This window comes from uncultured Microbacterium sp., assembly GCF_963521645.1.
Lineage (GTDB): Bacteria > Actinomycetota > Actinomycetes > Actinomycetales > Microbacteriaceae > Microbacterium.
The window spans coordinates 1-15,150 of the sequence record NZ_CAUQVQ010000059.1 but is presented as its reverse complement, the minus strand read 5'-3'; the positions used below and the strand labels follow the sequence as shown (position 1 = coordinate 15,150).

The following is a 15,150-nucleotide window of genomic DNA, read 5'->3' as shown; positions in this document are numbered from 1 at the left end:
CGGGTGAGAAGTCCGCGGTCTTCGAGGCGTGTCACGAGCCGCGTCGTGGCGCTCGGGCTCAATGCCGTCGCGCGGGCGAGCTGCTGCATCCGCATGTGCCAGCCGTCCTGGCGGCTGAGCGCATCGAGCACCGTGTACTCGACGACGGACAGTCCCGCCGCTGCGCCCAGTGCCTTCTCGAGTTCGGCTTCGATGATTCCGTGCAGAGCGGCGAGAGTGCGCCAGCCGCGTGCCCTGATCTCGACGGCGTCGTCAGAGATGCCCATGATGACCTCCACTGTTGCGGACGCAAACTATTTGCTTGCGCTGGATAGTTGCGTGTGCAATGATTATCCGTTGTGACGCAATATCCCGCGTCTGCAACTACTTTAGCAGAGGACTTCGGAGCACACCCATGCCACTCGGACTCATCGCACTCGCCATCGGCGCCTTCGGGATCGGACTCACCGAGTTCGTGATCATGGGCCTGCTCCCCGAGGTCGCCACTGACTTCGCGGTCAGCGAGGCCACGGCAGGCTGGCTCATCTCGGGCTACGCGCTGAGCGTGGTCGTCGGCGCCCTCGGCCTCACCGCCGCAACGACGCGACTGCCTCGTAAGCCTGTGCTGCTCGGCCTCGTCGTGCTGTTCGTCGTCGGCAACGCGATCACGGCACTCGCGCCCGACTACACGGTAGCGATGGTCGGCCGCATCATCGCCGCTCTGTGCCATGGCGCGTTCTTCGGCATCGGCGCGGTCGTCGCGGCCGACCTCGTCGCCCCCGAGAAGAAGGCCCGAGCCATCGCGATCATGTTCACTGGCCTCACGGCGGCCAACGTCTTCGGCGTCCCCTTCGGCACGTTCCTCGGCCAGCAGTTCGGGTGGCGCTCGACGTTTTGGGTGATCTCGGCCATCGGCGTCGTCGCGTTCGCCGGAATCGCGGTGCTCGTCACCGCTCCGAAGACGACAGGAGCGCAGGTCAGTCTTCGCAGCGAGCTCCGCGCGTTCCGGTCGGTCCAGGTCTGGCTCTCGCTGATCGTCACGGCACTCGCGTTCGGCGGCATGTTCGGCGCCTTCACCTACATCGCCTATACGCTCACCGGGGTCACCGGCTTCGCCGACGCGGCCGTGCCGTGGCTGCTCGTGCTCTTCGGGATCGGGCTCGTCGCGGGCAACGCGATCGGCGGGCGCCTCGCCGATCGCTCGATCGACCGTACGCTTCTGGCCTTCATCGCCGCGCTGATCGTCGTGCTCGTGCTGTTCGGCTTCTTCGCCGGGTCACAGCCGGTGACGATCGCCATCCTGGTGCTCATGGGTGCGTTCGGCTTCGGCACGGTGCCCGGGCTGCAGAGCCGGATCATGCACTACGCCGGCGGAGCGCCCACCCTCGCGTCAGGGGCGAACATCGGTGCCTTCAACGTCGGTAACGCACTCGGGGCATGGGCCGGCGGCCTCGGCATCGCCGCAGGGCTCGGCTACACCTCGCCCATCTGGATCGGCGCCGTGATCACGGCATCCGCCCTGGTCGTCATGATCGTCGCTGTCGTCACCGCGCGCCGATCGGCGCCGACGCCGACCGAGACGCTGCAGACCGTCGGAGCCTGACCGCTACTGAGCCCGCATGAACTCCTCGGCCGCCTGCACCTGAGCGGGCGTCGGGCGGATGCCGGTGTAGAGCACGAACTGCTCCAGAGCCTGCAGGGTCGCCACCTCGGCGCCCGTGATGACGGTCTTCCCCGCAGCTCGCGCCGCGGCGATGAGGGGCGTCTCGGCGGGCAGCGCCACGACGTCGAACACCACGGATGCCGCTGCGATCTGCTCCGATGAGAACGACAGCGCGTTCTCATCGGGGCCGCCGGCCATGCCGATCGGCGTGATGTTCACGATGATGTCGGCGGTCGAGTCGACGGCATCCGCCCGCCAGTCGAAGCCGTAGAGGTCTGCGAGCGCCCGCCCGCGCTGCTCGTTGCGGGCGATGATCGTCACCGTGGTGAAACCGGCGTCGCGGAATGCTGCGGCAGTGGCCTTCGCCATCCCGCCCGATCCGCGCAGCAGCACCGAGGCAGCCGAGTCGAGGCCGTTCCGTGCGATCAGCTGAGCGATCGCGCTGTAGTCGGTGTTGTACGCAGTGAGGCGGCCGTCGTCGTTGACGATCGTGTTGACCGAGTCGATCGCCGACGCGGAGGCGTCCATGTCGTCGACGAGCGCGATGACGTCTTCCTTGTAGGGCATCGAGATCGCGCAACCGCGGATGCCGAGGCCGCGCACGCCCGCGATGGCCTGCGTCAGATCGGTCGGCGCGAAGGCCTTGTAGATCCAGTTCAGGCCCAGTTCCTCATACAGGAAGTTGTGGAACCGTGTGCCGTTGTTGCTGGGCCGAGCCGACAGCGAGATGCACAGGGTCATGTCTTTGTTGAGCATGGTCACCTTCCCAGGCTACTCGGGCGATCACGCGCGCCGGGGTCGCTGCGGGCCCGCATTCATTCGACGACCCCCATGGCGCGACGAGCGCCCCTCCCATAGTGTGGTGAGTGCATGCACAGGGGAATGATCGTCTCCGTCAACCCCAGACGACGGGCTGCCTTCCCCAGAGGCAAAGACGATCCGGTGCGTGCGATTGGGCCCTCTCGAGTGGTTCTGTCCCCAACGGGCCGCTCGAGAGGGCCGCTGTCTGCCATTCACTCAAAGATTTTTGAGTTTTGTCCCCCAAATGGGGGACAAAACCCTCGCGGAGGGGTTAGGCTGGAGTCTGACGCACCCTCCGGTCGTCTTCGGCCCTCATCGCTCCCCCCGCGGTGAGGGCCACACCATTTCTCGGGCACTCCACGCGGTCGTGGCGCGGCCTGTGTGACGCGAGATGACCGCTCATGCAACATTTGGGTTACGGGCTGTCCCTGCCTCTTCCCCTCTGAGCGTGCTCCACTAGCGTGGGTCTCGTCGGTGCATCCTGCGTCGGCTTCTTTCCCGCAGCAGAACAGGCAGTACATGAGCACCCAGGGCACGGTCAAGTGGTTCAACTCGGAGAAGGGCTTCGGCTTCATCTCCCCCGACGACGGCGGCGCTGACGTCTTCGCGCACTATTCCGCCATCCAGTCATCCGGCTACCGGTCTCTCGAAGAGAACCAGCGAGTCGAGTTCGACGTCGCGCAGGGCCCCAAGGGTCTGCAGGCCGAGAACATCCGTCCGGTCTGACCGGACGATCCAGCACTCCCTGATCGGGCGGTCGGCCACCAGGCGCGGCCACCCGGCGGGGAGTTCTGTGTCTGTACGGCCGGAGTAGCCCGCTGCCCTCAGGGCAGAAGCAGCCCGCGCAGCTCGTCGACCGATGCCGCGCGCAACGCCGCCTCGTCGCCTTCGTCGGGGTTGCTGAAGCCCCACTCGACGAAGACCACCGGGACGCCGTTCGCGTTTCCGCCGGCGACATCGTGGTGACGGTCGCCGATCAGCACCGGACGCGAGATGTCGGTTCCGCGCTCGGAGAGGCGCCGAAGCGCCTCGGCGACGATGTCGGTCTTCGACGCGAGGGTCGACTCGTCAGGGGTCGCGCCGACGGTCGTCAGGAAGTACGGACGCAATTCGAAGAAGTCGACGAGGGCGTCGACCTGGATCTCGGGCTTCGAGCTCGCGGTGGCCTGCGGCACACCCGCCGCGTGCAGATCGCGGATGATCTCGGATACGCCGGGGTATGTGCGGACGTCGGTCGTGTAGCCGTCCGCCTTGCCCAGGGTGCGGTAGAACGTCACCGCCTCGGCTGCCTGCTCGGGGGTCATTCCCACCTGCACCTGGAACGACTGGAACATCGGCGGTCCGATCCAGTGCACCAGCTCCTCCCGCGTGGCTGCGGGGTGCCCGAAGTGGGTGAGCGCGACATCGAGGCGGCGCAGGATGCCGACCGAGGCGTCGACGATCGTGCCGTCGACATCCCACAGCACGCAGGAGTAAGGAGAAGAAGCCATGCTTTCCAGCCTATGGCTTCGCCGCGAGGCTCTCCGACGAGAGCCTCCCGTGTGCCGAGCGGTTGCTCGCCACGGTGATCGGCCTCAGAACAGGCGCGGGATGCCGGACTCGATGCCCTTCATGTCGTCATAGTCGAGCACGAGGCAGCGGATCCCGCGGTCCTCGGCCAGCACGCGTGCCTGGGGCTTGATCTCCTGGGCGGCGAAGACCCCCTGCACGGGCGCGAGGTGCGGGTCGCGTCCGAGGAGCTCGAGATATCGAGTGAGCTGTTCGACACCGTCGATGTCACCCCTGCGCTTGATCTCGACGGCGATCGCGGCTCCGTCCGCATCCCGCACGAGCAGATCGACGGGTCCGATGGCGGTCGGGTACTCACGACGCACGAGGGTCGCTCCCTCGGCCACGCGGTCGACCTGCTCGGCGAGCAGCCGCTGCAGGTCGGCCTCGACGCCGTCCTTCTGCAGGCCGGGGTCGACGCCGAGGTCGTGGTTCGTATCGTGGATGATCTCGTAGATCTGCACGCGCAGTGCATCGCCCGTCTTCTTGTGTGTGACGCGCCAGACCTCGGTGACGCCGGCGATCGACTCCTCCTCACCCGGAGTCTCGGTCGAGAGCGTGCACGGCGGGCTCATCCAGTTCAGCGGCTTGTAGCTGCCGCCGTCCGAGTGCACGAGCAGACTCCCGTCGCCCTTGTGCACGAGAAGACGTGTGGCGAGCGGAAGGTGGGCATTGAGCCGGCCGGTGTAATCCACCGAACAGCGGGCGATGACGAGACGCACCCGTCGAGCCTACTTCGTCATGTGCAGTGCTTCTGCGGCGGGCGGTCGGCCGCACCGGCTTTCCACAATCGCCGAGGACCGACCGACCGCGCGTGTCCCGATGGACTGGATCCTGACATTCTGGGCGCGCAGGTCGAAGATGAGGAGATGGTGGTGTCGATCGAACTGGTGACGACGATCATGACGGTCGCGTCCACGCTTCTGGGACTCGCCGCGGGGTTCGGGTGGATCGTCACTCGCATGGATGCGCGGTTCGAGGGTGTGGAGCAGCGGATGGATGCCCGGTTCGAGGGTGTGGAGCACCGGATGGATGCGCGTTTCGAGAGCTTGGAGCAGCGGATGGATGCGCGCTTCGAGAAAGTCGACGTCCGGCTCGACAGCCTCGAGACGGATGTCGGAGAGGTGAAGACCGAGCTCGCCGAGGTGAAGCGCGCGATAGCTCGACTCGAGGGTCCCGAGCCGCGCCTTCTGCTCTCGCGGTGACGACCTATGCGGTCTGACTCTTCGGAGTCTGCACCGACATCTCGTCCTCGCGCAACGGCCGAGCTGCCCCGGAGAACAGGCCGGACAGTACGACGAGACCGACCAGGATGAAGAGGGTGTTGAGCAGGCCGATGTGCTCGCTGATGAAACCGAGCACGGGAGGTCCGCCGAGGAACGCCACATAGCCGATCGTCGCTGCGGCACTGACGCGGGCGGCCGCCTTGGCCGGGTCGTCGGCGGCGGCGGACATGCCGAGCGGGAAGCCCAGAGATGCGCCGACGCCCCACAGTGCGGCACCGACGAAGACGAGAGGCATGCTCGGCGCGAGGATGAACAGCAGGATGCCGGATGCTGCCGCCACGGCGAGCACTCTGAGCACGGCGACGCGACCGAAGCGGTCGACGAGGGGCCCGCCGAAGATGCGGACCGCCGTCATCGCGACCGAGAAGGTCGCCAGCGCGGCGGCGCCGAGCGCGGTTCCGCCCCCGTGGTCCTCGGCCACACCGAGAGCGAGCCAGTCGTTGGCCCCGCCTTCGGCGAAGGACATGCCGAGCATCACGACGCCCAGCGCGTAGGTCCGCGGTTCGCGCCATGCGGCGAGTGCCACGTGCATGCGTTCGCGCCAGTGCGGCTTGTCGGAGTCGGCTTCGCTCGGGTCGAACGCCTCGGCGCGCGAGGGGACGTTCGCGATGCTCACGACTCCGATCACGGCGATGACCACCGCGACGACGACCGTGTGCGTGAAGACATCGATCCGAAGCTGCGCGGCGAGTGCGCCCAGACCCGCTCCGATGACGGTGCCGAAGCTGAAGAAGGCGTGGAACAGGGGCAGGATCGTCTTGCCGGAGTGCTGCTCGATCCCCGTGGCCTCCACATTCATCATGACGTCGACTGCGCCGTTGCCGAGTCCGAACAGCATCAGGCCGATCAGCACGACCGCGAAGGAGCCGAGCACGTTGGCGCCGATGCCGATCAGCGCCACGCCCGAGGCGAAGGTGAAGATCGAGACGATCATGCCGAGGCGAGCACCCGTGCGCGCCATGATCGCGGGGCTGGAGGAGATGCCGATGATCGAGGCGATGCCGGCACCGAGCAGCAGCATGCCGACCTGGGCCTTGTCGATGTCGAGGGCCAGCTTGATGGACGGCACGCGCGACGCCCAGGTCGCGATCGAGAGGCCGCTGGCGAGGAAGATCGCGAAGATCGCGGTGCGCCAACGGACGTACTGCGAACGGGTGAGTGCTGCGTGCATGCAGACAGCGTATCGAATCGATTCGACGGCGCGAAACCGGGCGGGCTATCCTCGAGTCATGACCAGGCATGAGGCTCCGCGTCGCGCGACCATCGCCGATGTCGCCCGCACGGCGGGGGTGGCCACCTCCACGGCATCCGTGGTGTTCAGCGGCAAGGCCAACGTGGCTCCTGCGACCAGGGAACGTGTGCTGGCTGCTGCCGCCGAGCTCGGCTACGCCGGACCGGATCCCCGAGCCGCGTCGCTGCGACGTGGACGCAGCGGCATCGTCGCCGTGGTCCTGGAGGGGCATCTGCGTGCGGCGTTCCTCGATCCGGTGACCACCGCCATGATGGACGGTCTCACCGACGGTCTGGCCGATCTCAGCGCCGGCATCCTGCTCATGCGCGACGAGCCTGGCGATGACGGTTCGTCGCTCGCGAATGCGCCGGTGGACGCGGTCGTGCTGATCGGATGCTCAGGCCGCACACGCGCATCGCTCGACACCGTCCGCGGACGCGGGCTCCCGGTCGTCGTGATCGAGGGTGACGCGGGCGAGGGCATCCCGCGCGTCACGCTCGACAACACCGCCGCGGCAGCGGATGTGGCACGTCACCTGTTCGACCTCGGTCATCGCGACGTGGCCCTGGTCACTCTGTCGCTCGACAGCGACCGCGAGCGGGGGCCCGTCACGCAGCGCCGCCTCGCTGCCGCGACCGTCGACGTGACTCTCGATCGGCTCGCCGGCATGCGCGAGGTCTTCCCGGATGCTCCCGCGATCTCGGTCGCCGCCAGCCTCATCGACGAGGGTCTGCTCGCCGGCCGGACCCTGCTCGCCGACGCGGCGACGCGACCGACCGCGATCCTCGCCCAGAGCGACCTGCTGGCGGTCGGGATCATCCGCGCCGCGGAGGAGCTCGGTCTCCGTGTGCCCGAGAATCTGTCGGTGTCCGGCTTCGACGGCATCGCTGCCGACGGCCTCGGCGACCTGGTGCTGACCACCAGCGTGCAGCCCGCCGTCGAGAAGGGGCGTGCCGCCGGAGAGCAGGTGGCGCGGATGCTGCGGGGCGAAGAAGCTGTCACGCTGCATCTCACCTGTCGTTTCCGCGCCGGGACGACCACCGCTCCGCCCTCGAGGTGACGTGTGAGCGGGACATGCGCAGCGGGCAATCCGTTCTCGTGGCCTTACGACTTCCTTACGGCGGGTAAACTGGCATAAGACACCCGCCCGCCTGCGCCGATCCCCCGGCCGACGAGCCTTGAGGAGCCGCGTATATGCTGACGCTCCTCGCCGTGTTCCTCCTCGGGTCACTCCTGATGCCTGTTCTGGTGCGCTGGCTGGGGTCTCAGGCATTCGCCATCGCGGCTCTCATTCCGGCAGCGGCATTCATCCATGCCCTTGTGCTCACGCCTCAGGTGCTCGACGGTCCTGCACCGTTCGTCTCGGTCGAGTGGATCCCCCAGCTCGGTCTGAACCTCTCGATGCACATGGACGTGCTGGGGTGGGTGCTGACGTTGATCGTCACCGGGGTCGGCGCGCTCGTCCTTCTCTACTGCCGCTGGTACTTCCACGACGACTCGGCGGGGATCGGCCAGTTCGCCGCCGTTCTACTCGGGTTCGCCGGTGCCATGTACGGGCTCGTGCTCACCGACGATCTGGTGATGCTCGTCATGTTCTGGGAGGTGACGAGCATCCTCTCCTACCTCCTCATCGGCCACTACCGTCGGCGTGCTGCCAGCCGACGAGCCGCACTCCAGGCGCTCCTCGTGACGACTCTCGGTGGGCTCGTCATGTTCGTCGGCGTGGTGATGCTGGTGGTCGACGCGGGCACGTCGAGCATCCGCGAGATCCTCGAGATCGCGCCCACCGGGGCGATCGTCGACGCCGCCGTCGTGATGTTGCTGATCGGCGCCATCAGCAAGTCGGCGCTGTTCCCCTTCCACTTCTGGCTGCCCGGTGCGATGGCCGCGCCCACTCCGGTGAGTGCGTACCTGCACGCCGCAGCCATGGTCAAGGCCGGCATCTACCTGATCGCGCGCTTCGCCCCGATCTTCGCGTTCACCGGGCCGTGGCGTCCGATCATCATCAGCGTCGGCGTGATCACCATGCTGCTCGGCGGGATCCAGGCTCTGCGCGAGACCGACCTCAAGCGCATCCTGGCATTCGGCACCGTCAGCCAGCTCGGCTTCTTCGCGATCGTCGTGGGCTACGGCACACAGGCGTCGGCCTTGGCCGGCGTGGCGCTCGTGATCGGACACGCTCTCTTCAAGTCGGCGCTGTTCCTCATCGTCGGCGTGATCGATCGTCAGCTGTCGACCCGTGACATCACCGAGTTGAGCGGCGTGGGCCGGCAAGCGCCGGTGATGGCCACCGCGGCGTTCATCTCGATCGCCTCGATGGCCGGCGTCGCGCCGACTCTCGGCTTCGTGGCGAAGGAATCGACACTCACAGCGCTCCTCGACGATGCGCTGCACGGCTCTCCCTGGGGACTCGTCGCCATCATCGGTGTGAGTCTCGGGTCTGTGCTCACTGCGGCATATGGCATCCGCTTCCTCTGGGGTGCGTTCTGGACGAAGCGTGACGCGCTCGGCGATCGCCTGCCCGACACCGCGTGGCCCGACCCGCCGGTCGGCTTCCTCTCGGCGCCCATCATCCTGGCGGGGATCACGCTCGCGGCCGGGATCGGCGCTCCCGCACTCGACAAGGCTCTCCAGGGGTACGCGCTCACGGCGACGCCCGGACTGGACGCCGAGGGCGTCGCTGCCGAGGGTCCCGGGCACCTTGCGCTCTGGCACGGACTCGAGCCCGCGCTGGGCATCTCGATTCTGACGATCCTGCTCGGCGCCGCGCTCTTCCTCCTCACGATCCGCTCCGGATGGGACCGCAAGGCGCGCATGATCCCGTTCACGGCGGCCGACGTGTACTACCTCGTCGTGCGCGGCGTCGACCGCCTCTCGGTGCTCAGCACGACACTCACCCAGCGAGGGTCGCTGCCCGTCTACGTCGGCACGATCTTCGTGGTGTTCGTCGCCGCCGAGATCACCGCGCTGCTCGCGAGCGACATCGACCGGTATCAGCTCTCCGCGTGGCACACGCCCGTGCAGATCGTCGTCGCGCCGCTCATGGCCGTCGCGGGAGTGCTCGCGGTGCGGGCACAGAAGCGATACACGGGCGTCGTGCTCGTCTCGATCACCGGCCTAGGCATGGTGGCCCTCTTCGCGACGAGCGGTGCGCCCGACCTCGCCCTCACGCAGATCCTTGTCGAGACGGTCACGATGGTGACCTTCGCGCTCGTGCTGCGTCGACTGCCCGCGCGCATGGGCGAGCACAATGCCTCCGTCGGTCGCGTTCCCCGCGCGCTGCTCGGCGTCGGCGTCGGCCTCACCATGGCGCTGGTCGCGGTCGTGGCCACCCAGTCGCGCGTCGCGGATCCGATCTCCGCCCTGTTCCCGAAGCTCGCGTACGAGATCGGTCACGGCAAGAACGTCGTGAACGTCGCGCTGGTCGACCTGCGTGGCTGGGACACGATGGGCGAGCTCTCGGTGCTCGTGCTCGCGGCGACAGGCGTCGCGTCGCTCGTCTTCGTCACCCACCGCGCCGACATGCTCGCGGCGACGAAGACGCTGCCCAAGGCCCGACGTCGCCGCACGCTCAGCCGTCCTCTCGTCGAGACGACCGAGGGTGTGCGCTTCCAGACCGACTCCAACGAGAGCAGCCCCCGCGCCTGGCTCGTCGGCGGACCGAGGATGAAGCCCGAGAACAGGTCGATCCTGCTCGAGGTGATCGTGCGCGTGCTCTTCCACACCATCATCGTCGTGTCGATCTTCCTGCTCTTCTCCGGACACAACCTGCCAGGAGGAGGCTTCGCCGGAGGCCTCGTCGCGGGCATGGCCCTCGTCATGCGCTACGTCGCGGGCGGACGATGGGAGCTCGGTGCGGCCGCGCCCACCGACGCCGGTCGACTGCTCGGCGCGGGCCTGATCCTCGCGGTGGGCACGGCCGTCGTGCCGCTGTTCTTCGGAGTGGCTCCGCTGACCTCCACCTTCTGGGAGTGGGAGATCCCCGGCATCGGGCACATGGAGTTCGTCACCTCGACGATCTTCGACGTCGGCGTCTACCTCGTCGTGATCGGTCTCGTGCTCGACGTGCTCCGCAGCCTCGGCGCCGAGGTCGATCGCCAGGCGCAGGAGTTCCGCGAGCGGGGGGTGACCCTCTGATGGATGTCTCGCTGACCCTGATCGTGATCATGGCCGTACTGTTCGCCTGCGGCGTCTACGCGATGCTGGAGCGCAGCCTCACCCGCGTGCTCATCGGATTCCTGCTGCTCGGGAACGCGACGAACCTGCTGCTCCTCATCGTGATGGGCGTTCCGGGCAAGGCTCCGTTCTACGGCACGGAGGGCGATCTCAGCGATCCGCTTCCCCAGGCGCTCACGCTGACCGCGATCGTCATCACGTTCGCCGTGTCGGCGTTCCTCCTCGCGCTGATCTACCGCTCCTGGCAGCTCGGCCAGGCCGACACCGTCGAGGACGACGAGGCCGACATCGCACTCCGCGAGCGCACGGATGCCGACGAGGACCTCATGGACGACGAGGCCGACGCCGCCGACGCCGAGGCCACCACCGACTTCGTGGGGGTGCAGACGTCTCCGATCACGGTCCTGCACATGCGCGATCATCCCTCGATCCACGACGACGCGCCGACCGACCGTCCCCTCGTGTCGCGCTCCGATCCGGAGCCCGACGTGGATGCGGGTGCCGGCCGATCGATGCTCGACGGGGAGTCCGCCCCGCCGGATGAAGACTCGGCCCCGCCCGTCGGAGAGCCCGAGGACTCCGGCGGATCGTCGGACTTCCGCACCGACGCCGACGCGCACGCCTCGCAGGCCCATGAGACCGACGCCGCGGATGCCGCCCACGACACGGCGACCGACACGGCATCCGATGACACCGCACCCGAGCACACCGACGATGGGGAGGACCGCCGATGAGCGCCCTCGTCCCGCTGCTCGTCGCCCTGCCGCTGCTCGGCGCTGCAGTGACCCTGATCTTCGGACGCAACCCGCGCCTCCAGGCCTTCGTCACGGTCGCGACGCTCGCCATCGTCTCGATCATCGCGGCCGTGCTGCTCGTGGTCGTCGACGCCGGCGAACCGCTCGCCGTCTCGGTCGGCGGGTGGCCCGTGCCGTTCGGCATCGTGCTGTACGTCGACCGGCTCGCCGCCCTCCTCGTGCTGATCTCGAGCATCGTGCTGCTGGCGGTCCTGCTCTTCTCGATCGGCCAGGGCGCGGCCGACGGCACCGACGAGACGCCGATCTCGATCTTCAACCCGTCGTACCTGATCCTCGCCGCCGGAATCTTCAACGCCTTCATCGCCGGCGACCTGTTCAACCTGTACGTCGGGTTCGAGATCCTGCTGGTGGCGTCGTACGTGCTCATCACACTGGGCAGCACCGAGTCCCGCATCCGCACCGGTGCGGTCTACATCGTCGTGTCACTCGTGTCGTCGATCCTGTTCCTCGCCTCCATCGCGATGATCTACGGCGCGCTCGGCACCGTGAACATGGCGCAGATCGCCGAGCGCATGACCGAGCTCCCGCAGGAGACGCAGCTCGTGCTGCACCTCATGCTCGTGATCGCGTTCGGCATCAAGGCCGCGATCTTCCCGGTGTCGTTCTGGCTGCCGGACTCGTACCCGACGGCCCCCGCGCCCGTCACCGCCGTGTTCGCCGGATTGCTGACGAAGGTCGGCGTCTATGCTCTGATCCGCACCGAGACGCAGCTCTTCGCCGACAACAGCATCGACACCGTGCTGCTGATCATCGCGCTCGCGACCATGATCGTCGGAGTGCTCGGCGCGGTCGCGCAGGCCGAGCTGAAACGAATCCTGTCGTTCACGCTCGTGAGCCATGTCGGCTACATGATCTTCGGTCTGGCGATAGCCACGCCGGCGGCGATCGGGGCCACGGTGTACTACATCGTGCACCACATCGTCGTGCAGACGACTCTGTTCCTCGCGGTGGGTCTCATCGAACGCCGAGCGGGCAGCACGTCGATCCTCCGCGTGAAGGGCCTGCTCAAGGTCGCGCCCGTGATCGCGGTGCTGTACTTCATCCCCGCGATCAACCTGGGAGGACTCCCGCCGTTCTCCGGGTTCATCGGCAAGTTCGCGCTGTTCGAGGCCGCGGCATCCGTCGGCACCCCGCTGATGATCGTGCTGATCTTCGGCGGCATCGTCACCTCGCTGCTCACGCTCTACGCCCTGATGCGCGCGTGGAACCTCGCGTTCTGGCGCGAGGAGGACGACTCGACCGAGACCGAGGGGCGGATCTCGTACCTCGGCAACGCCCCCGCGGCGGACGAACAGCAGGAGCGTCGCCGCATCCCGCGCATCATGACGGTCGCCACCGCCGGGATGGTCGCCGTCACCATCGCGCTCACGGTGTTCGCGGGTCCGCTCTACGCCCTGTGCGACCGCATCGGCGCGGCGCTGCTCGACCCCGTGATGCTCGTACAGCTCGAAGGCGAGGTCGACGGATGAGCCCGACCGAGACCGGACGTCACTTCTGGCGCGACATCCGCGTGCAGCTGCCCTTCCTGGCGTGGCTGATCGTGCTGTGGATGCTGCTGTGGGGTCAGTTCACGGTGCTGGCCTTCCTCTCGGGCCTCGTGGTCGCGGTGTTCGTCACTCGCGTCTTCCGCCTGCCGACGGTCGAGCTCTCCGGCCGCATCAACATCTGGTACGCCGCGCTGCTCATCGTGCAGTTCCTGTTCGCCGTGCTCCGCGGTGCGGTCGCCGTCACGGTGCAGGTGTTCGACTTCCGTCACCAGCCGGGTGCCGCGATCATCGCGGTTCCGCTGCGCTACGCCGACGATCTCATGATGACGCATGTCTCGGTCGTGTCGTCTCTGGTTCCGGGGTCGCTCGTGGTCGAGGCCGACCGCGACCGACAGGTGCTCTACCTGCACGTGATCGGGGTCCGCGGCATGGAGGATGTCGAGAAGCAGCGCGAGGGCGTGCTGCGCTGGGAGCGACGGCTCGTGCGTGCGCTCGGCGCCCCGGCGCAGTACCGTGCCCTCAAGGCGGACGAGCGTGCGGCTCGTGCCGACGAGGCCGGCGGCGTGACCAGAGGAGGTGCCCGATGAATGCGCTGTTGCTGGTGATCATGGTCGTCTTCGGGGTGGCCGCGATCCTGACGATCATCCGCATCGTCCGCGGTCCCTCGATCCTCGACCGGGCGGTCGCTTCCGACGTGCTGCTCACCGAGGTCATGTGCGTGCTCGGCGCCGAGATGGCCATCAACGGGCATACCCGCACCATCCCGGTGCTGCTGATCATCGCCGCGGTCGGCGTCTTCGGGTCGATCTCGGTCGCCCGGTTCGTCGCCAGAAGGGACAACACGACACCATGAACGTGTTCGGTCTCGCCATTCCCGACGCCGTCATCGACGTCGCGATACTCGTGCTGATCCTGCTCGGTGCGATCCTGTGTCTGTCGGCCGCCGTGGGACTGCTGAGGTTCCGCGACGTCCCCTCCCGTCTGCACGCCGCGACGAAGCCGCAGGTGCTCGGACTCATCCTCATCTGCCTCGCGATCGCCCTGTCGCAGCGCACCGTCGGCGGCATCCTGTTCGGACTCGCGATCGTCGCCCCTGTCGTCCTCATGCAGTTCGCGACCGCGCCGCTCTCGGCGCACATCGTCGGCCGTCAGGCGTACCGCAACGGGACGACCGACGAGCGCAGTCTCGTGGTCGACGAGCTCGCGGAGTCGAAGCAGACGCCGCCCGCGGCGGGCTGAGGAGAGGCAGGACGATGTCCGCACCGCAGGGATGGTACGACGCCGGCACGCCGGGTCGGCAGCGCTGGTGGGATGGGTCCCAGTGGGGTCCGCAGGAGCGGCAGGCGCCGACGGCGGCCCCGCCGATGGGCTGGTATCCGGTGGCGGACTCGTCGGACATCCGCTGGTGGGACGGCGCGGTCTGGGCACCGTACCGCGTGCGGGATGGCAAGCCACGGCCCGACCTGCTCGCCGTGGAACCGCCGTCGATGGGGTTCTTCCTCGCTGCCTTCTTCTTCGTGATCGCCATGCTGCAGCTCAGTGCCGCACTGGTCACCCGGAACCCGGGCAACTTCGCCCTCCCCGTGCTGCTGCTCGCGGCCGCCGTGCTGTGGGTGCTCGCCGCCTCGCATTCGCGGGCGGTGAGAAGGATGCCCGCCCCTCAGACGGCTCCGTACGTCGACGCGGAGGTGCATCCGCTGCCCGGTCTGGTGGAGGGGCCTGATGCCGGGTGGCATCCCGTGACCTCGCAGGTCACGCGATGGTGGACCGGCGCCCGATGGACCTGGTACATCGGCACGAAGCTCGGCGCGCGACCGGGGCACGCGGGGCCGCGCGGCTACCTCGTCTCGATGGTCCTCGGCTGGATCCTCGCGGCGATCGCTGCGCTGGCACTGGTCTTCGCGGTGGTGGGCGCCGTCGTGGCGCAGAGTCCGTGGACCGGATTCGTGATCGTGCTCGGCGTCATCATCGCCCTGACGTTCGGAGGGCTCGCGGTGTTCGTCCTTCTGCTCACACGCTCACGGCGCGACGCCATGCTCCTGCCGGTCACGCCGCCGCCGCTGCGCTGAACACGGTCAGCGCGAGAGCCGGTCGACCGCTCCGGATGCGGATGCAGATGCCGCATCCGTCCGCATCTCGCGCGGTCGTCCGCATCTCGCGCGGT

Annotated in this window: 15 protein-coding genes and 1 pseudogene; 11 read left to right on the top strand and 5 right to left on the bottom strand. The window is 68.0% G+C overall.

The window, feature by feature from the left end:
* Nucleotides 1–266, bottom strand: a 266-nt coding sequence (locus tag RWO82_RS11830; protein ID WP_314427216.1) for a MarR family transcriptional regulator, incomplete at its 3' end; no start/stop codon positions are given.
* A gap of 128 nt (nucleotides 267–394) precedes the next feature.
* Between RWO82_RS11830 and RWO82_RS11825 the strand changes: the two genes are divergently transcribed.
* Nucleotides 395–1,582 carry an MFS transporter gene (locus RWO82_RS11825; protein WP_314427213.1) on the top strand — a complete coding sequence of 396 codons (1,188 nt, stop codon included), beginning with the start codon at nucleotides 395–397 and terminating at the stop codon, nucleotides 1,580–1,582.
* Nucleotides 1,583–1,585: 3 nt separating this feature from the next.
* Here the strand turns inward: RWO82_RS11825 and RWO82_RS11820 are convergent, their stop codons facing one another.
* Nucleotides 1,586–2,383 (bottom strand): shikimate 5-dehydrogenase, encoded by a 798-nt coding sequence (locus RWO82_RS11820; protein WP_314427219.1) that lies wholly within the window; start codon nucleotides 2,381–2,383, stop codon nucleotides 1,586–1,588.
* 579 nt (nucleotides 2,384–2,962) lie between these two features.
* On the opposite strand from RWO82_RS11820, the gene RWO82_RS11815 reads away from it, so the two are divergent.
* On the top strand, nucleotides 2,963–3,169 hold the full coding sequence (locus tag RWO82_RS11815) for a cold-shock protein (protein ID WP_017203899.1): 207 nt from the start codon (nucleotides 2,963–2,965) through the stop codon (nucleotides 3,167–3,169).
* Between the two features lie 98 nt (nucleotides 3,170–3,267).
* Here the strand turns inward: RWO82_RS11815 and RWO82_RS11810 are convergent, their stop codons facing one another.
* Both RWO82_RS11810 and nucS read right to left on the bottom strand, forming a co-directional pair.
* Nucleotides 3,268–3,933: an HAD hydrolase-like protein gene (locus RWO82_RS11810; RefSeq protein WP_314427201.1), complete on the bottom strand. Its 666-nt coding sequence runs from the start codon at nucleotides 3,931–3,933 to the stop codon at nucleotides 3,268–3,270.
* A gap of 84 nt (nucleotides 3,934–4,017) precedes the next feature.
* Nucleotides 4,018–4,713 (bottom strand): endonuclease NucS, encoded by a 696-nt coding sequence (nucS, locus tag RWO82_RS11805; RefSeq protein WP_314427198.1) that lies wholly within the window; start codon nucleotides 4,711–4,713, stop codon nucleotides 4,018–4,020.
* 153 nt (nucleotides 4,714–4,866) lie between these two features.
* Between nucS and RWO82_RS11800 the strand changes: the two genes are divergently transcribed.
* Entirely contained in the window at nucleotides 4,867–5,196 is a 330-nt protein-coding gene (locus tag RWO82_RS11800; protein ID WP_314427195.1) for a response regulator, read from the top strand.
* 4 nt (nucleotides 5,197–5,200) lie between these two features.
* Here the strand turns inward: RWO82_RS11800 and RWO82_RS11795 are convergent, their stop codons facing one another.
* Nucleotides 5,201–6,448, bottom strand: coding sequence for an MFS transporter (locus RWO82_RS11795; protein ID WP_314427192.1), 1,248 nt, complete (start codon nucleotides 6,446–6,448; stop codon nucleotides 5,201–5,203).
* A 58-nt stretch (nucleotides 6,449–6,506) separates the two neighbouring features.
* On the opposite strand from RWO82_RS11795, the gene RWO82_RS11790 reads away from it, so the two are divergent.
* The 8 genes and pseudogenes from RWO82_RS11790 to RWO82_RS11755 all read left to right on the top strand — a co-directional run bounded on the left by RWO82_RS11790 (nucleotide 6,507) and on the right by RWO82_RS11755 (nucleotide 15,055).
* Complete coding sequence (locus tag RWO82_RS11790) at nucleotides 6,507–7,568, top strand: LacI family DNA-binding transcriptional regulator (protein WP_314427189.1); 1,062 nt, start codon at nucleotides 6,507–6,509, stop codon at nucleotides 7,566–7,568.
* A 134-nt stretch (nucleotides 7,569–7,702) separates the two neighbouring features.
* The gene (locus tag RWO82_RS11785; protein ID WP_314427187.1) at nucleotides 7,703–10,645 is read left to right on the top strand and encodes a Na+/H+ antiporter subunit A; all 2,943 of its coding nucleotides are present in this window, start codon (nucleotides 7,703–7,705) and stop codon (nucleotides 10,643–10,645) included.
* Nucleotides 10,645–11,142, top strand: a pseudogene (locus RWO82_RS11780) (Na(+)/H(+) antiporter subunit C); the annotation flags it as partial. The gene RWO82_RS11785 and the pseudogene RWO82_RS11780, both read left to right, overlap by 1 nt.
* A gap of 272 nt (nucleotides 11,143–11,414) precedes the next feature.
* On the top strand, nucleotides 11,415–12,968 hold the full coding sequence (locus tag RWO82_RS11775; RefSeq protein ID WP_314427185.1) for a Na+/H+ antiporter subunit D: 1,554 nt from the start codon (nucleotides 11,415–11,417) through the stop codon (nucleotides 12,966–12,968).
* Nucleotides 12,965–13,573 carry a Na+/H+ antiporter subunit E gene (locus RWO82_RS11770; protein WP_314427183.1) on the top strand — a complete coding sequence of 203 codons (609 nt, stop codon included), beginning with the start codon at nucleotides 12,965–12,967 and terminating at the stop codon, nucleotides 13,571–13,573. The genes RWO82_RS11775 and RWO82_RS11770 overlap by 4 nt, the downstream gene beginning before the upstream one ends.
* The gene (locus RWO82_RS11765) at nucleotides 13,570–13,839 is read left to right on the top strand and encodes a monovalent cation/H+ antiporter complex subunit F (protein WP_314427180.1); all 270 of its coding nucleotides are present in this window, start codon (nucleotides 13,570–13,572) and stop codon (nucleotides 13,837–13,839) included. Before RWO82_RS11770 ends, RWO82_RS11765 begins: the two co-directional genes overlap by 4 nt.
* Complete coding sequence (gene mnhG / locus RWO82_RS11760; protein ID WP_314427177.1) at nucleotides 13,836–14,225, top strand: monovalent cation/H(+) antiporter subunit G; 390 nt, start codon at nucleotides 13,836–13,838, stop codon at nucleotides 14,223–14,225. The genes RWO82_RS11765 and mnhG overlap by 4 nt, the downstream gene beginning before the upstream one ends.
* A gap of 14 nt (nucleotides 14,226–14,239) precedes the next feature.
* Entirely contained in the window at nucleotides 14,240–15,055 is an 816-nt protein-coding gene (locus RWO82_RS11755) for a DUF2510 domain-containing protein (RefSeq protein ID WP_314427174.1), read from the top strand.
* Nucleotides 15,056–15,150: the final 95 nt, after the last annotated feature.